This is a genomic window from Paenibacillus sp. J5, assembly GCF_054955055.1.
This window is the reverse complement of the sequence record NZ_JBUEDD010000005.1, coordinates 45,815-64,942: the sequence shown is the minus strand read 5'-3', so window position 1 is coordinate 64,942 and position 19,128 is coordinate 45,815. Positions and strand designations below refer to the sequence as shown.

The window sequence follows — 19,128 nt, the reverse complement described above, 5'->3', positions numbered from 1 at the left end:
CGCAGCTTTCAGTGTACACGTACAGCACAGAATGAACCTTATTCTCCTTCTTCCAGCCTGCCGCTGCGGATGCTTCCGTAAATTGGCAGGTCTTTCTGGGTGAAAAATGTTGTAGAAAAAAGAGGGATACTATAAAGTACGTTGAATAAGTAGAACAGTGTGTTAGTCCCAACCTAACTTTTTCTGTTGAAACGGAGGTGCCACGGGTTGAGCAGCAACGACATTATCGTCAGTTTGGACATCGGTACATCCAAGGTTCGTGCTATTATTGGTGAAGTGAACAATGGAGCCATTAATATTATTGGAGTTGGATCTGCCGACTCGGAGGGTATTCGCAAGGGAGCAATTGTTGATATTGACCAAACCGTGCAATCCATCCGTAATGCTGTAGATCATGCGGAACGCATGGTTGGCATTCAAATAACGGATGTGTATGTCGGTATTCAGGGAAATCATATCGGATTGCAGACGAACCATGGTGTCGTCGCGGTATCCAATGAGGACAGGGAAATCGGAGAAGATGATATTGAGCGGGTGCTTCAGGCAGCCAAGGTAGTTGCGCTGCCGCCGGAGCGCGAGATCATCGGTCTTGTTCCGAAGCAATTTTTAGTCGATGGGCTGGATGGCATATCCGACCCGCGAGGGATGATCGGTGTTCGGCTTGAGGTGGAGGCGACGGTCATTACCGGCGCCAAGACAGCCATACATAACTTGATTCGCTGTGTAGAGAAGGCGGAGCTCCGCATCTCTGGCGTCATTCTCATGTCGCTGGCGTCCGGCCAGATGTGCTTGACGAAGGATGAGAAGACGATGGGAACGGTGCTGGTCGATGTTGGTGCAGGCTCTTGCACGGTAGCTGTATTCGAGCAAGGCAACCTGGCTGCGACTTCTACGCTTCCAATCGGCGGTGAGTATGTCACCAATGATATTTCGTATGGCTTGCGCACTCAGACGGAGCAGGCGGAGAAGATCAAGCTCAAGTTTGGCTGCGCGATGATTGACGATGCGGCTGATGATCAGCGCTTCAAGGTCATGCGTATGGGCAGCAATGTTGAGAAGGAATTCTCACAGGTGGATCTGGCCAATATTATTGAGCCACGGATGCAGGAAGTGTTCCACCTGGCCATGCAAGAGGTCAAGCGTCTCGGATTTGGGGAGAAGGTAGGGGGTTATGTTCTGACGGGCGGCGCGGTATCGATGCCTGGCGTTCTCCAACTGGCTCAGCTTGAGCTGCAGTCCTCTGTTCGGATCGCGGTGCCTGATTACATCGGCGTGCGCGACCCCGCATATACGAGCGGGGTGGGGATGATACAATACGTTTCTAAATATATGAGAAGCCGCCCAGCAAGCACATCCAAGAAATCCATCGGCCGGAAAGCGAGTTCCACTGCGCCCTCCAAACCCGGCCTTATTGAGCGGTTGAAAAATATGTTTAGCGAATTCATTTGATCGGGGGATAATTGAAATGTTGGAATTCGATTTCGATATGGAGCAGTTGGCGCAGATCAAGGTTATCGGGGTAGGCGGAGGCGGCAGCAACGCTGTTAACCGGATGATCGAGAGCGGTGTGAAGGGTGTTGAATTTATAACGGTCAACACGGATGCGCAGGCGCTTCATCTGGCTATGTCAGAGCATAAGCTGCAGATCGGGGACAAGCTGACGCGCGGTCTGGGTGCGGGAGCCAATCCAGAGGTCGGTAAGAAAGCGGCAGAGGAGTCTCGTGATCTGATTGCCAATACGCTCAAGGGCGCAGATATGGTGTTTGTTACTGCCGGTATGGGTGGCGGCACGGGCACCGGGGCGGCGCCGGTAATCGCTGAGATTGCCCGCGAGTGCGGCGCGCTGACGGTAGGGGTTGTAACTCGGCCTTTTACCTTCGAGGGACGCAAACGCTCCAGTCAGGCTGAGCTGGGCATTGAGGCGCTCAAGGAAAAAGTGGACACGCTGATCGTCATTCCGAATGATCGTTTGCTGGAGATTGTGGACAAGAAAACCCCGATGCTGGAAGCGTTCAAGGCGGCTGACAATGTGCTGCGTCAGGCGGTACAGGGTATCTCCGATCTGATCGCCGTACCCGGCCTGATCAACCTCGACTTCGCAGATGTGAAGACGATTATGACGGAGCGTGGCTCCGCCCTGATGGGAATCGGCATAGCAGCCGGTGAGAACCGGGCCGCCGAGGCTGCGCGCAAGGCCATTATGAGTCCACTGCTGGAAACGTCGATCGATGGTGCACGGGGCGTAATCATGAATATAACTGGCGGCTCGAATCTCTCGCTCTATGAGGTGAACGAGGCAGCAGAAATCGTTATAGCGGCATCCGATCCAGAGGTGAACATGATCTTTGGTGCGATGATCGAAGAAGATATGAAGGATGATATAAAGGTGACGGTTATTGCGACAGGCTTCGAGCATAAGGGGCCAACCCCGCTGCGCCGCAATCCGGGTCAGCCGGCTGAAGCGGCGGATACGCGTGCGAGCAGCCAGTCAGCACCTAACCTGAAGCCGTTCGGTACGCCTCCGGGCAGCGATCAGTTGGACATCCCGGCATTCCTGCGCAATCGCCCTCGTTCTGATCGTTAATCGAATATTCGTAAGCTGCGAGCCTCCAACTACGGTTGGGGGCTTTTTCTAATTTTGCGACAAAAAAAGAGGACTCATGACGGCATGTTTAGACAGACATTGAAATAAGATTTTAATATACTTGGTTAAAGCCAACCCCTGGAGGTCGGTAAGCGATGTAGAGTCTGCAGACAGAACCTGCTCTCATGCCAGACGCTCACGCATTCTGCTATCCAAGTGACAGGTATCTGCAACGACTCGCAGCAATAGCTCTGGCGGGCGGCTAGATCGTCCAGGTTAAGGCACTTGCCAGGGCTGTAGCGCAAACGGCAGGCAACAGGGAGTTGAGTGGAGCTGGTTGTGTATGTTGATCTCGTCTTGATGCTGAATTTTGTGCTGGATGCGGCTGTACTGGCTATGACAGCGTGGGTACGCGGCATTCCCTTTAGCTGGAAGCGGCTCCTCGCTTCGGCCACCGTTGGCGCTGCGTATGTAGGGATGATGTTTGTTCCGGCATTGGCTCCGTTGTTCACCTTGGGCGCCAAGCTCGGCTTATCGCTGCTCATGGTGTGGATCGCCTTCGGCTTCTCCAGCCTGCAGAGCTTTGTCCACCACGTTGCTGCCTTTTACGGAGTGAGCTTTGCCGCGGCCGGGGGCATGATGGGGGTCTACTACTTGCTGCAAAGCCATGGCGAGCTATGGAATGGCATCTGGCTGATGAGGACAGGCGGGCAAGGGCATGTGATGAAGATGGGTGTATTGTTTTTGGCGATTACGTTTGCGGCAGCGCTGCTGCTGTATAAGGGGGTGCTCAATGGACGCAGACGCAAGGAGCAGTTGCTGCAGCATGTGGCGGAGGTACAGGTTGCCATTGGGGGACAGGAGAAGCGCTGTACAGGCCTGATTGATACAGGCAATCATCTATATGATCCGCTCACCCGCACACCGGTTATGGTTATGGAGGCATCACTATGGGAGGATCATCTGCCCCCGTCCTGGCTGGCGCGTATTAGAGAGGCTGAAGTTGACAAGCTGGTCGCGGGCATTGGAGAAGAGGAATGGGTATGGCAAGATCGGCTGCGGCTCATCCCGTACCGTGGGGTGAACCGGGGTACCTCGTTCATGCTGGCGCTCAAGCCCGATTATGTTCGTATCGAGCAGGAGGGACGGAATTATGAATGTCGCAAGGTGCTGGTTGGTCTGGATGGCGGAACGCTGGCTTCAGATGGTGCCTATCGGGCAATTATCCATCCATCATTAGTTGAACAATCATTGGAGATCGGGTCCCAGGAAGTATGACAGACAGGGAGGGAATTGCCAAGATGGTCGTGAAGTGGAGATTGGTCCTGCAGCTATATTATTATCGGTTTATGTTTTTATTCGGATTAAAAAGTGAAGAAATCTATTACATCGGAGGAAGCGAGGCGCTGCCTCCGCCGCTGACGCGCGAGGAAGAGGAGTATCTGCTCGCCAAGCTGTCCACCGGCGATACAGCGATCCGTGCGATGCTGATCGAGCGCAACCTGCGCCTCGTCGTTTACATTGCCCGCAAATTTGAAAATACCGGCATCAATATCGAGGACCTCGTATCGATTGGAGCGATCGGTCTCATCAAAGCGGTCAATACGTTCGATCCGGAGAAAAAGATCAAGCTGGCCACCTATGCATCACGCTGCATCGAGAACGAAATTCTGATGTACTTGCGCCGTAACAATAAGATTCGTACCGAGGTCTCGTTTGACGAGCCGCTTAATATCGATTGGGATGGCAATGAGCTGTTGCTGTCGGATGTGCTGGGAACCGAAAATGACACGATCTACCGCAATATCGAGGAACAGGTTGACCGCAAGCTGCTGCACAAGGCGCTGGATAAGCTGAGCGAGCGGGAGCGCATGATTATGGAGCTGCGCTTCGGGCTGTCTGACGGTGAGGAGAAGACACAGAAGGATGTGGCGGACCTGCTTGGCATCTCTCAATCGTACATTTCCCGGCTGGAGAAACGGATCATTAAGCGACTGCGCAAAGAATTTAACAAGATGGTGTGAGGAATAAAAAAGGGTGCCAAGGGGATAATGTACATTAATGTTTCTCCTTGGGAGGTAATCACGTTGACCCGAAACAAAGTTGAGATCTGTGGAGTGGATACCGCGAAACTGCCTGTCCTGACCAATGCTGAGATGAGAGAGCTGTTCACGGCATTGCAAACCCGCAACGAACGGGCAGCCAGAGAGAAATTAGTGAATGGCAATCTGCGTCTTGTGCTTAGCGTCATACAGCGGTTCAACAATCGTGGCGAATTTGTAGATGATTTGTTCCAGGTTGGCTGTATCGGACTTATGAAGGCCATTGACAATTTTGACCTGAGCCAGAATGTGAAGTTTTCAACCTATGCGGTGCCGATGATCATCGGAGAGATTCGCCGCTATCTGCGGGACAACAATCCGATTCGCGTCTCCAGAAGCTTGAGGGATATTGCGTACAAGGCACTCCAGGTGCGCGACAGTCTGACCAACAAGAACTCCAGGGAGCCCACCATATTTGAAATATCCGAGGCGCTCAATGTGCCGAAGGAGGACGTGGTGTTCGCGCTGGATGCGATTCAGGACCCGGTGTCGCTATTCGAGCCCATCTATCATGATGGCGGCGATCCGATCTATGTAATGGATCAGATCAGCGACGACAGGAACAAGGATATTACCTGGATTGAGGAGATCGCCCTGCGTGAAGCGATGCATAAACTGAACGATCGGGAGAAAATGATCTTATCGATGCGCTTTTTCCAAGGAAAAACGCAAATGGAGGTTGCAGACGAGATTGGCATCTCACAAGCCCAGGTATCCAGATTGGAAAAATCAGCAATTCAACAAATGCAAAAGCATGTGAAGCAGGTCTGAGCACTGTCCAAGTCATGAGCATGGATGGGCGATTGCTCGCACGGGCCCGCTAACAGTGCACATAGGAATGCTATTTAAAAACCGGCCTAGCCGGTTTTTTCAATGGAGGAGATAACATGTCGTCCCATCGCTGCACATATGTATAGTAAGGGAGCACAATACAGGGCGGAAAAGTGGTGAGGCGACTTGAAAATTTCGGCGTTTCAGATGAAGGATGTCATCAATATTGTCGATGGCAAAAAAATAGGCATGGTCAGCGACCTGGAGTTGGATCTGCGCGAGGGCAGAATTGAGGCGATCGTGGTGCCGCACTACAAGAAGTTTGGCTGGCTGGGGAGTGGTACCGAGATCGTTATTCCCTGGCGCAATATTGTTAAGATCGGTGCTGATGTCGTGCTGGTGCTGATCGAGGAATCGCGCACCTACCGGACCTCCGATGATAATGAGCACTTGAGATAAGCGGCTGCAAGCATCTGTTATTCGGCCTCATATCCGCTATTTCTGGCGAGAGACGATTTCGATTGCGCGCAGCAGTTGAGCAGCCTGTGGGCTAGAGGTGAAAATTGGGGGCAATATGTGGTAGAATAAAAAGAATATTGATCGGGAGCTGGGCAGGGGGTGGGGAAATGGAGCCATTTGAATGGAATCGGGCAGCGGAGGAGCCTTCGCTGTTTTATTTGTCTGCCTGGATGGGGAGATATAAGGGTCTGACTGCAGGCTTCACCGGGCGGGCGGGAGGATATAGCGGCGCGCCGTGGAGCACGCTTAATATGGGGCTGCACGTAGGGGATGAACCAAGCGATGTTGTACGCAACCGTGAGGCAGTATCCAAAGCGCTGGGATGGCAGCCCGAGGCGTGGACATGCGCCGAACAGGTGCACGGGGCAGCCGTCCATGTGGTGACGGCCGGGGAACGCGGTCGAGGGCGAGCCGTGCGGGAGGATGCGGTAGCAGATGCGGATGCGCTGATTACGAATGAGCCGGATATATTGCTGGCCTCGTTATATGCCGACTGCGTGCCGCTCTACTTCTATGACCCGGTGCGGCGTGTGGTCGGACTGGCTCACGCAGGCTGGAGGGGAACCGTTCAGGAGATTGCCAGACTTACAGTGGAGGCGATGAGGCAGCACTTCGGCTCGCGTCCGTCGGAGCTTGTGGCGGCGATCGGCCCGGCGATCGGAGCATGCTGCTATGAGGTAGACGAAGCGGTGATCAGCAAGGTGGAGCCTCTGCTGCAGGAGCTGCGGACAGACGGAGCCACGCTTGCGGAGGATACACTCGTGCCCTCCGAACAGGGTAGAGCTAGGATCAACTTGAAAGAAATTAACCGACAGATTATGATAAAAGCAGGAATTTTGCCGACCAGCATCGAATTATCACAGATGTGTACTGGCTGCCGGACTGACTTGTTCTTCTCCCACCGTATGGAGCAGGGGGGAACAGGGCGTATGGCAAGCTGGATCGGTATGGAAAGAGGTGACGTCTTCTCTTGACGCTGGAACAACGAATTGCTCATGTAGAGCAGCGACTGCAGCAAGCTTGTGCGCGCAGTGGCCGCTCCAGAGAAGATATAAATATCATTGCTGTAACGAAATATGTATCTGTTGCTTCTACACTAGAGGTGATCCGCTCCGGGCTCGTGCACGTCGGGGAGAATCGCTGGCAGAACGCGCAGGACAAGTGGTATGCCGCCAGGCAGACGGCTAGTGGCGGCGACACGAGTGCTGCAGCCGGACAAGCCGTATGGCATTTTATAGGCTCCTTGCAGACCAACAAGGCGAAGGAGGTCGTCGGGCGATTCGCCTACGTTCATTCGCTGGATCGGCTGTCATTGGCGCAAGCTATCGAGAGGAAGGCGGCAGAGCTGGGGATTGTTGTGCCATGCTTCTTGCAGGTGAATGTATCCGGTGAGGATTCCAAGCATGGCCTGGCGCCCGAGGAGCTGCTGCCGTTCGTGAAGGAGCTGTCCCGCTTTACCCATATTAAAATTGAAGGCTTAATGACCATGGCTCCTTTTGAGGCGGAACCCGAAGAGACGCGGCCTGTATTTCGAGGACTAAGGCAGCTTAGAGACGAGCTGAATCGGGAGGCGGCGACAGAAACGCCGGTGAACGGGCTGTCGATGGGCATGTCCAATGATTTTGAGGTGGCTGTGGAAGAAGGGGCGAACTGGCTGCGATTGGGGACAATTTTGGTAGGTAAAGAGGAGGAATGAGCATGGGCGTCATGAATCGGTTTATGAGCTTTTTGGGCTTGCAGGATGAGGTCGAAGAAATCGTCGAGCAGCATCCGGACAAGTCTGGCGGTCAAGATCATCAAGATGCTGAAACCAGTCCGTTCGAAGCACGTAAAAATAATGGCAGGACGAATAACGTGGTTAGCATCCATAGCCAAAAGAATGTCCGTGTGGTCCTGAACGAGCCCAGATCCTATGATGAAGCTCAAGAGATTGCCGAGCATCTGCGCTCACGTCGTCCGGTCGTTGTCAATCTGCAGCGAGTCAGAACAGATCAGGCATTGCGCATATTGGATTTCCTCAGCGGAACCGTATATGCGATCAACGGAAGCATCTCCAAGCTGGGGTCGAACATCTTTCTGTGTACCCCGGAATCCGTTGAAATTCAGGGCACCATTTCGGAGATTCTGGCAGATGACCATTGACTACATTAAAATGAGGTGACCTTATTTACGTGGAAAATTTAATTGATACACTGCATTCGATCTACACATTTATGATTATTGGTTATGTCTTGCTCTCCTGGCTCCCGAATGTCCGTGAAAGCTTCATCGGTCAATTTCTGGGTAAGCTGGTTGAGCCATATCTGTCGATCTTCAGACGATTCATTCCGCCTATTGGTGGAATGCTGGATATATCCCCGATCGTGGCGATCTTCGCGCTTCGCTTCGTAGCAATGGGGCTGATTGCTGTCATCCGGTTTATCGCTCCTGGCCTATGAGACCGGAGTTTTATGAGCATTTTCACCCTGATGAACGCGCATTCGTAGATCGTGCCTGGGAGTGGACCCAGCAGGCGGGGAGGTACCATGAGCTGAAGCGGACGGATTTTCTCGATCCGCGGCAGGCGCACATCCTGAGCACGCTGGTGAACCGTCATGCGGATGTGGCGCTGAGGCTGGATGGCGGGTATCCTGAAGCGGAGCGGCGCAGGGCAATTATAGCGCCGGATTATCTCCCGCTGGAGCATGAACCGGCAGCAATCGTCGTGCTGTCGGTCTATTCTGTTGACCGAACGCTGGCCGAGCTGGATCATGGCGATTATATGGGCGCGATACTTGGATTGGGTATGAAACGCGACCGAATTGGGGATATTCATGTTCATGAGGATGGCTGTCATGCGCTCGTGGCGCAGGAGATTGCCGACTATATGGATGTGCATCTAAGACAGGTACATCGTGTGCAGGTGCTCACCGAGCTGTTGCCGCTGGAGAGGCTGCGCACGGCACAGCAGCATCTGGAGGAGATGAGCTTCACGGTCGCTTCGATGCGACTGGATGGCATCTGCAGCGATGTGTACCGGATAAGTCGGGCGAAGATCGTCGATCCGATCCGCGCGGGGCGCTGCCGTGTGAACTGGAAGCAGACGGAAGACCCCTCGCAGCAGCTCAAAGCTGGCGATGTGGTGTCGATACAAGGTCTGGGGCGGTTCAAGCTGCTGGAGGTGGACGGAATAACGAAGAAAGGCCGGATTCGGGTGCGAGCGGGCAAATTTATTTAATGCCGTGCAGGAATTTGGCCCGAGGGCGGCGAATTCAAACCGTACAGCACGTACAGTAGCAGGTCAATCGTCATTTCATTAGGAGGTGCGCCAATGCCGTTGACGCCATTGGACATACATAATAAAGAATTTGGGCGCAGACTGCGCGGATACGATGAAGATGAAGTGAATGAGTTCCTGGATCAGGTGATCAAGGATTATGAGACGGTCATCCGCGAGAACAAGGAGCTGCAAAATCAGGTCCTATCGCTTCAGGAGAAGCTGAACCATTTTGCCACGATTGAGGAGACGCTCTCCAAGACGATTATCGTTGCCCAGGAAGCAGCGGATGAGGTTAAGCATAATGCGAAGAAGGAAGCGCAGCTAATCCTTAAAGAAGCGGAGAAAAATGCCGACCGAATCATTAACGATTCGCTGGCCAAGTCACGCAAGGTTGCGCTCGAGGTGGAGGAGCTGAAGAAGCAGGCGTCCATCTACCGTGCCCGGTTTCGCACACTTGTCGAGGCGCAGCTTGATCTGCTAGGTCAGGAGAGCTGGGATGCGCTGGAGTCTAGCCATCGCGAGGCGGCAGCCAACACAGCGGAATAAAGGCTAGGGCGGGTTGACAATTGATCGCTGTCAGAGTATAAATAATATAATAATAAGCTTCAATTTCTATGACGAGAACAAGTATGCTGCTGAATTGATCTCCAGAGAGTCGGTACACGCTGAGAGCCGATGATCAAGCCGCCGCGGAAGATCCTCTCCGAGAAGCTGTGCCGAACCTGCAAGGTAGTAAGCACTGCCGGTATCCCCCGTTACAGGGAACATGGATGATTGTCCATGATGAAGGTGCCGATCCGCAAGCAAGCGGAATCGGAAACAGGGTGGTAACGCGAGCAGGCCTCGTCCCTTTTGGGATGTGGCTTTTTTTGTTTTCAAGGGGGCTATAGATTGGTCGGCTCCTCAACCTAAGTTAAGGGAGTAGAACGCTAATGAATCGTGTAGATGTCAAGGAAAAAGCGCGCAGCCGCGAGCTGAAGGTGCTGGAGCAATGGAAACGAGAGGATACCTTTCGCAAATCGATCGAAAACCGCGCAGGTCGCCCGAACTTTGTGTTCTATGATGGGCCGCCGACTGCCAATGGCGCGCCGCATATCGGCCATGTGCTCGGTCGTGTCATCAAGGACTTTATCGGTCGCTACAAGACGATGTCGGGCTATCGGGTTGTTCGTAAGGCGGGCTGGGATACACATGGCTTGCCGGTAGAGCTAGGCGTTGAGAAGCAGCTAGGTATCTCCGGCAAGCAGGAGATTGAGAAATACGGCGTCGAGAAGTTTGTGAAGCAATGCAAGGCGAGCGTGTTCGAGTATGAGAAGCAATGGCGCGAGCTGACCGAGGCCATCGGTTACTGGACAGACATGGAGAACCCTTACATCACACTCGACAACCATTATATCGAGAGCATCTGGCATATTCTCTCCAAGCTGCATGGCGAGGGACGGCTCTACCGCGGTCATCGGGTCAGCCCGTACTGTCCGTGCTGTCAGACCACGCTTAGCTCACATGAGGTGGCACAGGGCTATGAGGATGTCAAGGATCTGAGCGCGACGGTGAAATTCCGACTGAAGGATCGGGACGCTTCGATTCTGGCATGGACGACAACCCCATGGACGCTGCCGGCCAACGTGGCGCTGGCTGTCCATCCTGAGCTGGTATACAACGAGGTGCGCAAGGACGGGGAGACATACATTGTAGCGGAGAATCTGGTTGAGAGCGTGATGAAGGAGGGGTATGAGGTCATCGGCTCGCTCAAGGGCGCTGAGCTCGCTGGGCTGGCTTACGAGCCTCCATTCCAGTATGCGACTGTCGAGGGCGGACATGTCGTCATCAGCGCTGATTTTGTCACCGATTCGAGCGGTACAGGGATCGTCCACATCGCGCCTGCGCACGGTGACGATGACTACAAGGCGGCTCGCCAGCATAAGATTGGGATGCTTAGTGTTGTCGATAGCGCAGGCAAGTATACCGAGGCTGTGACTGATTTTGCGGGAAGGTTTGTCAAGGACGGGCAGCTCGATATTGACATTGTGAAGATGCTGAGCGAGCGCAAGCTGCTGTTCAGCAAGGAGCGCTACGAGCATAGCTATCCGTTCTGCTGGCGTTGCAAGTCGCCGCTGATCTACTATGCGATGGAGAGCTGGTTCATCGAGACGACGGCGGTGAAGGATCAACTGATCGCCAATAACAATACCGTGGAATGGTATCCGCCGCATATTAAGGATGGCCGCTTCGGCAAGTTCCTGGAGGATCTTGTGGACTGGAATATCAGCCGTAACCGCTATTGGGGCACGCCGCTTAACGTCTGGGTATGTACGGATTGCAAGGGGGAATACGCTCCGCATAGCGCAGAGGATATGCGCAGCCGTGCCATCGGCCAGGTTACCGCTGATCTGGAGCTGCATAAGCCGTATGTGGATGATGTTCAATTGCACTGCCCGCACTGCGAGGGCGGCGTAATGAATCGAACCTCCGAGGTGATCGATGTCTGGTTTGACAGCGGCTCGATGCCGTTCGCTCAGCATCATTATCCATTCGAGAATAAGGAAACGTTCGAGCAGCAATACCCGGCGGATATGATCTGTGAAGGGATTGACCAGACGCGCGGCTGGTTCTATAGTCTGCTGGCTGTATCGACGCTGTATAACGGCAAGGCGCCGTATAAGGCAGTCATCTCGACCGGTCATATTCTGGATGAGAATGGCCAGAAGATGTCGAAGTCGAAGGGCAACGTTATCGATCCGTGGGAGATCATTAATGAGTACGGCACCGATGCCTTCCGCTGGGCGCTGCTGGCTGACAGTGCGCCGTGGAGCAGCAAGCGGTTCTCGCGCGGCATCGTCGGCGAAGCCAAATCGAAGGTAATCGATACGCTGGTCAATACCCATGCATTCTATGTGCTGTATGCTTCGATCGACGGCTTCGATCCGTCGCAGCATGCGCCAGTACGCTCGACAGCGAAGCTAGACCGCTGGATTCTCTCCCGACTGAATACGCTCATCAAGCAGGTAAGCAAGGGGCTGGAGGCCAATGATTTCCTTAATTCAGCCAAGGCCATCGAGGTATTCGTCGATGAGCTGAGCAACTGGTATATCCGCCGTTCCCGCGACCGCTTCTGGGGCAGCGGCCTGGGCGAAGACAAGGTTCACGCCTATCAGACGCTGCGTGAGGTGCTGCTGACGCTCTCCAGGCTGATGGCGCCATATACGCCGCTGATTGCCGATGAGATCTATATGAATCTGGGCGGAGGCGCAAGCGTCCATCTGGCAGATTATCCGTCAGCCGACGAGGCGGCAATTGATGAAGCGCTGGAGCGTGACATGGAGACCGCTCAGCAGATCGTTGAGCTGGCGCGCAATGTGCGCAACGAGACGGGAGTCAAGACGAGACAGCCGCTCTCCGAGCTCATCGTGTCGCTTGACCGTGCCTTCCTTCTGGAGGAGTATGAGGAGATCATTAAGGATGAGATCAATGTCAAGGCGATTACGGTGCAAAATGATGACAATGGGTTCGTTGACTTCGTACTCAAGCTGAACTTGAAGCTGGCAGGCAAGAAGTATGGCAAGCAGGTTGGGCCGATCCAGAGCTATCTGAAAGGGCTAAGCGCGAGTGAAACCTCGGCAATCGTCCGTACCGGCTCCTTCAGCTTCACGACGGCAGAGGGAGAGGCGCTGCAGATTGGCGTTGACGAGCTGCTGGTGGAGAAGCAAGCCAAGTCCGGCTTCGCCTCCGCGTCCGGTTATCAGATGACGGTAGCGCTGAATACGGATATTACGCCGGAGCTCGTGCAGGAGGGCTGGGTGCGCGAGATTATCCGTGCGGTGCAGGATACACGCAAAAAGCTCGATCTGCCGATCGAGAAGCGCGTCGCGCTCACATTGAAGTTGGATGATGAGCTGCTGGCAGCGGCACAAGCCTTCGAGCATGTGCTGCGCGACAATGTGCTTGTTACATCGATCGCTTATGGCGAAGCTGCTGGGATGGAACAGGCGCAGGCCGGCGACCGCATGATCGGCATCGCGATCGAGTAGCATTGATAAATAAGGCTCCCGCGGCTGCAACGCTTGTTAGAGCGTAGCTTGGCGGGAGCCTTGTTGTCCGTGCACGGATCAGAAGTCATCCTCGCTGGCAAACTCCAGCGTGACATCGCCTTCTCCAGCATCACAATAGTCGCGGTAGTGATGATTGCGATAGAACGCTTTATGATTGCCTGTAATGTCAGTGGCAAGGAAGCTCTCCAGCGGCTCGACGAAGCCGTCGTTCTCATCGGCCTCAATGCCGAGCTGATCATAATCGCCGCTTGGGTGCTCCGCCATTGCAGGGGAGTCGGAATTGCCCCATTGCTCGACAATCTGCCAGGCATCTTCGCCGTCGAAGCCATTGTAGTCGTCTCGCTCGTCCATGCTGGAGCGGCCGAATGGGGGAGCCAGATACTGCTCCTCCACCGGGCGAGCATCAGAGACGAACTGCCGCGGCGCATGCTCGGTGCAGTACAGAGTGTCGGGGAGCGCCTCCAGACGTTCATAAGGGATCGGCTCGCCGCAGGTGATGCAGGTGCCATAGCGCCCCTCGTCCATCGCTTGCAGCGCTGCCTCGATTCGCTCCAGATGCAGCTCGTCTTGTTCATGCAGGGCAATATCCTTGCCCCGTTCATACATCTCGGTGGCGACGTCAGCCGGATGGTTGTCAATCGGGGATAGCTCTCCGGTTGAATCCTTCAACGACTCGGCCAGTCCATAGTGTTCATTCGTAAGCAGGCGGCTCTCCAGCTCCTGCTTATCGTGCAGGAGCAACTGGCGTAATGCCTCGCATTGCTGTGTCGTTATGATGCGCATCGGGATAGTCAACTCCTTCGTAATACAGATGATGAAGACTGTCTGTAGTGTTCGCCAAATCGCATGATTATAACGAAGGTTGTTCCATCCTTATATTGCTGCTTGCAAGCTGACTGCAAAGCGGCGCTGCAAGGTGAGCAAGATTCAGCAGCGTGAGCTGAGCTTATGACGCCATACACGTCGATAGCCGCAGCTTGGAGCCTGCTGGTGATGAACAGCGAAGTTGTGTTACAATGTTCGCAATGACTATTGGCTCGATATGGCAGGTCATAACGCGGCCTTGGCTGCAATGACTTGATCATTTTGGGGGAATCGCTATGCCGGAGGGGAAATGATGAGAAAGCTATATGTGTATTATTTGATTGCGTTAGCGGTGTTCATTGTTGATTATGTAACGAAGAAGGCTATCGCCACTCAGATGCAATTAGGGGATAAAATCAGCGTCATTGGTGATTTCTTTCTGATTACTTCCCATCGGAACAAAGGAGCCGCCTTTGGAATCTTGCAAGGGCAAAGAACGTTCTTCCTTATTATCACTTGCGCGGTCGTACTCGGGATTATCGTCTATATGTACATGAACCGCAGGTCGGGCAAGCCGCTGCTGCTTGTTGCGCTTGGGCTCGTGCTTGGAGGAGCGGTAGGCAACTTTCTTGATCGCGCGCTGTATGGCGAGGTGGTCGATTTTTTGCAATTCAATTTTGGTAGCTACATGTTCCCGATCTTTAATGTTGCGGACATGGGCATCGTAATCGGGGTAGGGCTGATCTTGCTCGACACGATCTTGACGATGAGGGAAGAAAGCAAGAGGGAGAAGGAAGGGAACAATGGAAACGAGCAATCGATACAATGATGAGAATGACGTGCAGGAATGGGTAGCCGAGCAGGAGGATGCAGGCGAGCGGCTGGACAAGTATGTCGCAGAGCGCGCCGGCGAGGAGGTCTCTCGAACCCAGGTGCAGGAATGGATTAAGCAGGGGCATGTAACCGTAAATAGGCGTGCTGTGAAGCCCAATGTGAAGCTGGCTGCAGGCGATCAGGTGCAGCTCGTCATTCCTGAGGCGGTGCCGGTCGAAATCATACCGGAGGCGATCGAGCTTGAGGTGGTCTATGAGGATAGCGATGTCATCGTCATCAACAAGCCGCGCGGCATGGTCGTTCATCCGGCCCCTGGACATGCATCAGGCACGGTGGTGAACGCTCTTATGCATCATTGCCGCGACCTGTCAGGGATTAATGGCGAGCTGCGTCCGGGCATTGTCCACCGGATCGATAAGGACACCTCGGGGCTGCTGATGGCGGCCAAGAATGACGCTGCTCACCATTCGCTTGCCGAGCAGTTGAAGGCACACACGGTGACACGCAAATATGTGGCGCTCGTTCATGGCAATGTCTCTCATGATCAAGGAACCGTGGATGCCCCGATTGGACGCGATCCCCATGATCGCAAGCTATTCACCGTCACCAGTCGAGGGAGCAAGGAGGCCATCACCCACTTTATTGTGCTGGAGCGGCTGACGGGCTACACGTTGATGGAGCTGCAGTTGGAGACAGGCAGAACGCATCAGATACGTGTACATATGAAATATATCGGTCATCCGCTCGCAGGTGATCCTGTGTATGGGCGAAGCAAGACGATCGCTCTCAAAGGACAGGCGCTGCACGCAGCGGTGCTCGGCTTCACTCATCCGCGTACCGGCCAATATATGGAATTTGAGCGTCCCATCCCTGACGATATGGCTCATGAGCTTCATGTCTTACGCACGTTGTAAGGTTTAATTGCCGGGAGCGTCGAATAGTACAAACTTTTCGCTAAATCGTTCATTAATTTAACCCCTCGAAAAAGGATATTCTATAGAGAGTTCAGATTGATCGAGAAGGGTGATAACGATGGCGAAAATAAATCATTATTATACAGAGCTGCAGGGAAGCTACTTGTTCTCCGAAATAGCTAAACGCAGAACGAAATTTATGCAAGAAAATCCTGAGGCGCAGATTATTAGTCTGGGCATCGGCGATGTGACCCTGGGTCTGCCACAGGCCGTGGTCAACGCGATGCATGAGGCGGTAGACGAGCTGACACAGCCAGGCTCATTCCGCGGCTACGGCCCGGAGCAAGGCTATGACTTCCTCATTAATGCCATCATCGAAGGCGACTACAAATCCCGTGGAATTGACATTCAGCCCAATGAAGTGTTTGTGAGCGACGGCTCCAAATGCGATGTAGGCAACATTCAGGAAATCTTCAGTCAGGATTCGATCGTCGCTGTTCAGGACCCCGTCTATCCTGTCTATGTGGATACCAATGTCATGGCGGGTCGCTCGGGCAAGTTCAATAAGGAGACGAACCAATATGAGAATATCGTCTACCTGCCATGCAGCGCCGAGAACGAGTTCAAGCCAAGCCTGCCTGCGCGCAGAGCAGATCTGATCTATCTGTGCTATCCGAACAATCCGACAGGTATGACGCTGACGAAGGAAGAGCTGAAGCAGTGGGTAGAGTATGCCAGAGCGAATAACAGCATCATCCTGTATGATTCGGCTTATGAAGCGTTCATCCGCGAGGAGGACGTGCCGCACAGCATCTACGAGATCGAGGGTGCGCGCGAGGTGGCGATTGAGTTCCGCAGCTTCTCCAAAACGGCAGGCTTCACCGGGGTTCGCTGCGCCTATACCGTGGTGCCGCGTGAGCTGAAGGCGCTGGACGAGAACGGCAATACGCTGCTGGTGAACGATCTGTGGAATCGCCGGCATACTACGAAATTTAACGGTGTGTCTTATGTCACCCAGCGCGGCGCCGCAGCCATCTATTCAGAGGAAGGCAAGCAGCAGATCGCTGAGCTCGTCGATTATTACATGACCAATGCGGCTATCATCCGTGAAGGGCTGCAATCGATCGGGCTGGAGGTGTTCGGCGGTGTGAATGCTCCATACATCTGGCTCAGAACGCCACAGGGGATGGATTCCTGGTCGTTCTTTGACAAGCTGCTGTCTGAGGCGCATATTGTCGGAACGCCAGGTGTAGGCTTCGGTCAGAGCGGGCAGGGCTATTTCCGTCTGACGGCGTTCGGCAGCCGCGAGAATACGGAGAGGGCGGTTGACCGCATTCGCAAGTTAAGCTTGTAATTTTTTATGATTCGAACTCACCCCGCCAGACGAGAGGGGACGCGCGAAACGAAGCTTAGCCGTCAAGGACGGTGGCAGCCGTATCCGCTTGTCTGGCGGGGTGTTCACGTTCAGGGCTCTGTATTGTGTCTATGGGTCTATGAGTCCATAGGGGGAAATCGGACGGGTGCTCTTGACATCTTATGTCGAACGTGGGATAATTCTTTCTAATCGAATAGTTGTACCTTTAAATGCAGTCCCGTGAGGCTGTCAAGGTAACGTGACAGGTTGGATGGCTTATTCGCTTCCACAATTCTGCCAAGCTGCGGCTTGATGACAGATTGTGCCATTGCGAGAGGCTCTATTTCTGAACCGTTAACTCCTTGCGCCCGCTGCAAGGAGTTTTTTGTGATGGACATTGTATATTCGGCATGAAGGCTGGCGACACAGAGCGTACAGTACGGCTGAAGGAGGCAATACCGGAAATGGAAGAAAAGCATGTCATCATGGACGAGACCGCCATAAGACGAGCGCTGACACGGATTGCGCACGAGATTGTCGAGAAAAATAGAGGTATCGATGATTGCTTGTTCGTCGGCATCCGCACGCGCGGCATCTTCCTCGCTCAGCGGATCGCAGAGCGTGTAGAGGAGATCGAAGGCAAGCCGGTTGAGGTCGGCGAGCTGGACATCACGTCCTATCGCGATGACCGGGAGAGCGGGCGGCGCCAGGTAGCGGGCCAGGAGGCGGCAGCTTCTCTGGCGAAGGATGGACAGCCGGTATCGATACAGGATAAGAAGGTCATTCTGTTCGACGATGTGCTGTACACTGGACGCACCATCCGAGCGGCTATGGACGCACTGATGGATCGCGGCCGCCCGCAGTTGATTCAGCTTGCGGTGCTGGTGGACAGAGGACATCGGGAGCTGCCGATAAGGCCCGATTATGTAGGCAAGAATGTGCCGACCTCGAAGCTGGAGCAGATCGAGGTTGCACTGACAGAGATAGATGATACAGACAACGTGATCATTATACATCAGAGGGGGCAAGCCGGATGACCGTGACGCAAGTACGCCAAAGAAGCTTGTTGGGCTTGAAGGAGCTTGGACGAGAGGAGATCGAAGCAATTCTGGACCGCGCTTCATACTGGGAGAATCGTCCGGAGAAGGTGGGTCAGGCAGCAGCCGGCAAGTTTGTCGCGAACATGTTCTTCGAGAACAGCACGCGGACGCGCTTCTCGTTCGAGGTGGCGGAGAAGCGTCTGGGCGCCGAGGTGCTGAACTTCTCGGCAGCAGTCTCCAGCGTGCAGAAGGGCGAGTCGATCTATGATACGGTTCGTACACTGGAATCGATGGGGATCGATGCCGGGGTGATCCGCCTCAAGCCGAGTGGCGTGCTCGGCGAGCTGGCAGAGAAGATCAAGGTGCCGCTCATTAATGCCGGCGACGGCAACAACGAGCATCCGACTCAGGCGCTCCTGGATATGTACACGATGCGCAAGCAGTTCGGCGAGCTGAAGGGACTGACGGTCGCGATCGTAGGAGACATCCTGCACAGCCGCGTGGCGCGCTCGAATCTGTACGCCCTCACGAAATTCGGTGCGAAGGTCGTATTCTGCGCACCGCCGAACATGACGGCGCCGGAGCTGGATGCCCCGGTTGTGCCGATCGAGGAGGCGCTCAAGGCCGATGTCATCATGATGCTGCGCGTTCAACTGGAGCGACATGAGAGCGGCATGATCAAGTCGGCAGAGGATTACCGTGAGCAGTTCGGACTGACTGCAGCGCGGGCAGCCACGATTGCGCCGCATGCGATCATCATGCATCCTGCTCCAGTCAACCGCAATGTGGAGATTGATGATGAACTGGTGGAGCACCCGCAATCGAGAATTTTCACCCAAATGCAACATGGGGTACCGATCCGCATGGCGGTCATTGAAAGATCGCTTCAATAATAGAG

At 54.2% G+C, this 19,128-nt stretch carries 18 protein-coding genes, 1 pseudogene and 1 other annotated feature; of the genes and pseudogenes, 18 read left to right on the top strand and 1 reads right to left on the bottom strand.

Annotated features, from left to right (window positions below):
* The first annotated feature begins 207 nt into the window (after positions 1–207).
* From ftsA to ileS, 13 genes and pseudogenes are all read left to right on the top strand, one after another.
* Positions 208–1,449 carry a cell division protein FtsA gene (gene ftsA, locus ACY1JZ_RS10400; protein ID WP_462629109.1) on the top strand — a complete coding sequence of 414 codons (1,242 nt, stop codon included), beginning with the start codon at positions 208–210 and terminating at the stop codon, positions 1,447–1,449.
* Between the two features lie 16 nt (positions 1,450–1,465).
* Positions 1,466–2,584, top strand: coding sequence for a cell division protein FtsZ (gene ftsZ, locus ACY1JZ_RS10395; RefSeq protein ID WP_270172184.1), 1,119 nt, complete (start codon positions 1,466–1,468; stop codon positions 2,582–2,584).
* A 327-nt stretch (positions 2,585–2,911) separates the two neighbouring features.
* On the top strand, positions 2,912–3,862 hold the full coding sequence (gene spoIIGA / locus ACY1JZ_RS10390; protein WP_270172182.1) for a sigma-E processing peptidase SpoIIGA: 951 nt from the start codon (positions 2,912–2,914) through the stop codon (positions 3,860–3,862).
* A 23-nt stretch (positions 3,863–3,885) separates the two neighbouring features.
* Positions 3,886–4,608, top strand: a complete 723-nt coding sequence (sigE, locus tag ACY1JZ_RS10385; protein ID WP_270172542.1) for an RNA polymerase sporulation sigma factor SigE — start codon at positions 3,886–3,888, stop codon at positions 4,606–4,608.
* A 63-nt stretch (positions 4,609–4,671) separates the two neighbouring features.
* A complete protein-coding gene (sigG, locus tag ACY1JZ_RS10380) occupies positions 4,672–5,457 on the top strand; it encodes an RNA polymerase sporulation sigma factor SigG (protein WP_270172180.1) in 786 nt (261 codons plus the stop codon).
* Between the two features lie 186 nt (positions 5,458–5,643).
* On the top strand, positions 5,644–5,916 hold the full coding sequence (locus ACY1JZ_RS10375; protein ID WP_270172178.1) for a YlmC/YmxH family sporulation protein: 273 nt from the start codon (positions 5,644–5,646) through the stop codon (positions 5,914–5,916).
* A gap of 167 nt (positions 5,917–6,083) precedes the next feature.
* Positions 6,084–6,950, top strand: a complete 867-nt coding sequence (pgeF, locus tag ACY1JZ_RS10370; RefSeq protein WP_270172177.1) for a peptidoglycan editing factor PgeF — start codon at positions 6,084–6,086, stop codon at positions 6,948–6,950.
* On the top strand, positions 6,947–7,672 hold the full coding sequence (locus ACY1JZ_RS10365; protein WP_462629108.1) for a YggS family pyridoxal phosphate-dependent enzyme: 726 nt from the start codon (positions 6,947–6,949) through the stop codon (positions 7,670–7,672). The genes pgeF and ACY1JZ_RS10365 overlap by 4 nt, the downstream gene beginning before the upstream one ends.
* Positions 7,673–7,674: 2 nt before the next feature.
* Positions 7,675–8,137 (top strand): annotated as a pseudogene (locus tag ACY1JZ_RS10360) (cell division protein SepF).
* A 10-nt stretch (positions 8,138–8,147) separates the two neighbouring features.
* Positions 8,148–8,414 (top strand): YggT family protein, encoded by a 267-nt coding sequence (locus tag ACY1JZ_RS10355; RefSeq protein ID WP_462629107.1) that lies wholly within the window; start codon positions 8,148–8,150, stop codon positions 8,412–8,414.
* Positions 8,411–9,193: a YlmH family RNA-binding protein gene (locus tag ACY1JZ_RS10350; protein ID WP_462629106.1), complete on the top strand. Its 783-nt coding sequence runs from the start codon at positions 8,411–8,413 to the stop codon at positions 9,191–9,193. Before ACY1JZ_RS10355 ends, ACY1JZ_RS10350 begins: the two co-directional genes overlap by 4 nt.
* 93 nt (positions 9,194–9,286) lie before the next feature.
* Positions 9,287–9,781 carry a DivIVA domain-containing protein gene (locus tag ACY1JZ_RS10345; RefSeq protein ID WP_270172172.1) on the top strand — a complete coding sequence of 165 codons (495 nt, stop codon included), beginning with the start codon at positions 9,287–9,289 and terminating at the stop codon, positions 9,779–9,781.
* 59 nt (positions 9,782–9,840) lie between these two features.
* Positions 9,841–10,089, top strand: a binding site (T-box leader).
* Between the two features lie 78 nt (positions 10,090–10,167).
* Positions 10,168–13,263, top strand: a complete 3,096-nt coding sequence (ileS, locus tag ACY1JZ_RS10340) for an isoleucine--tRNA ligase (protein ID WP_270172170.1) — start codon at positions 10,168–10,170, stop codon at positions 13,261–13,263.
* Between the two features lie 78 nt (positions 13,264–13,341).
* On the opposite strand, the gene ACY1JZ_RS10335 is transcribed toward ileS, so the two are convergent.
* Complete coding sequence (locus tag ACY1JZ_RS10335) at positions 13,342–14,067, bottom strand: TraR/DksA C4-type zinc finger protein (RefSeq protein WP_462629105.1); 726 nt, start codon at positions 14,065–14,067, stop codon at positions 13,342–13,344.
* A gap of 334 nt (positions 14,068–14,401) precedes the next feature.
* Here ACY1JZ_RS10335 and lspA point away from each other — a divergent pair, with 334 nt between their 5' ends.
* The 5 genes from lspA to ACY1JZ_RS10310 all read left to right on the top strand — a co-directional run bounded on the left by lspA (position 14,402) and on the right by ACY1JZ_RS10310 (position 19,123).
* On the top strand, positions 14,402–14,917 hold the full coding sequence (lspA, locus tag ACY1JZ_RS10330) for a signal peptidase II (RefSeq protein WP_270172167.1): 516 nt from the start codon (positions 14,402–14,404) through the stop codon (positions 14,915–14,917).
* Positions 14,892–15,836 carry an RluA family pseudouridine synthase gene (locus tag ACY1JZ_RS10325; protein ID WP_270172166.1) on the top strand — a complete coding sequence of 315 codons (945 nt, stop codon included), beginning with the start codon at positions 14,892–14,894 and terminating at the stop codon, positions 15,834–15,836. The genes lspA and ACY1JZ_RS10325 overlap by 26 nt, the downstream gene beginning before the upstream one ends.
* 118 nt (positions 15,837–15,954) lie before the next feature.
* Entirely contained in the window at positions 15,955–17,190 is a 1,236-nt protein-coding gene (locus ACY1JZ_RS10320; protein WP_270172165.1) for an LL-diaminopimelate aminotransferase, read from the top strand.
* A 464-nt stretch (positions 17,191–17,654) separates the two neighbouring features.
* Positions 17,655–18,227 (top strand): bifunctional pyr operon transcriptional regulator/uracil phosphoribosyltransferase PyrR, encoded by a 573-nt coding sequence (pyrR, locus tag ACY1JZ_RS10315; protein ID WP_270172164.1) that lies wholly within the window; start codon positions 17,655–17,657, stop codon positions 18,225–18,227.
* Positions 18,224–19,123 carry an aspartate carbamoyltransferase catalytic subunit gene (locus ACY1JZ_RS10310; protein WP_270172163.1) on the top strand — a complete coding sequence of 300 codons (900 nt, stop codon included), beginning with the start codon at positions 18,224–18,226 and terminating at the stop codon, positions 19,121–19,123. The genes pyrR and ACY1JZ_RS10310 overlap by 4 nt, the downstream gene beginning before the upstream one ends.
* Positions 19,124–19,128 lie beyond the last annotated feature (5 nt).

Excerpts from the sequence above, each read along its gene's own strand:
- ftsZ (WP_270172184.1), top strand. The coding sequence starts at position 1,466 with ATGTTGGAATTCGATTTCGATATGGAGCAGTTGGCGCAGATCAAGGTT.
- sigE (WP_270172542.1), top strand. The coding sequence starts at position 3,886 with ATGGTCGTGAAGTGGAGATTGGTCCTGCAGCTATATTATTATCGGTTT.
- pgeF (WP_270172177.1), top strand. The coding sequence starts at position 6,084 with ATGGAGCCATTTGAATGGAATCGGGCAGCGGAGGAGCCTTCGCTGTTT.
- ACY1JZ_RS10350 (WP_462629106.1), top strand. The coding sequence starts at position 8,411 with ATGAGACCGGAGTTTTATGAGCATTTTCACCCTGATGAACGCGCATTC.
- ACY1JZ_RS10345 (WP_270172172.1), top strand. The coding sequence starts at position 9,287 with ATGCCGTTGACGCCATTGGACATACATAATAAAGAATTTGGGCGCAGA.
- ileS (WP_270172170.1), top strand. The coding sequence starts at position 10,168 with ATGAATCGTGTAGATGTCAAGGAAAAAGCGCGCAGCCGCGAGCTGAAG.
- ACY1JZ_RS10335 (WP_462629105.1), bottom strand. The coding sequence starts at position 14,067 with ATGCGCATCATAACGACACAGCAATGCGAGGCATTACGCCAGTTGCTC.
- lspA (WP_270172167.1), top strand. The coding sequence starts at position 14,402 with ATGAGAAAGCTATATGTGTATTATTTGATTGCGTTAGCGGTGTTCATT.
- ACY1JZ_RS10325 (WP_270172166.1), top strand. The coding sequence starts at position 14,892 with ATGGAAACGAGCAATCGATACAATGATGAGAATGACGTGCAGGAATGG.
- ACY1JZ_RS10320 (WP_270172165.1), top strand. The coding sequence starts at position 15,955 with ATGGCGAAAATAAATCATTATTATACAGAGCTGCAGGGAAGCTACTTG.
- pyrR (WP_270172164.1), top strand. The coding sequence starts at position 17,655 with ATGGAAGAAAAGCATGTCATCATGGACGAGACCGCCATAAGACGAGCG.
- ACY1JZ_RS10310 (WP_270172163.1), top strand. The coding sequence starts at position 18,224 with ATGACCGTGACGCAAGTACGCCAAAGAAGCTTGTTGGGCTTGAAGGAG.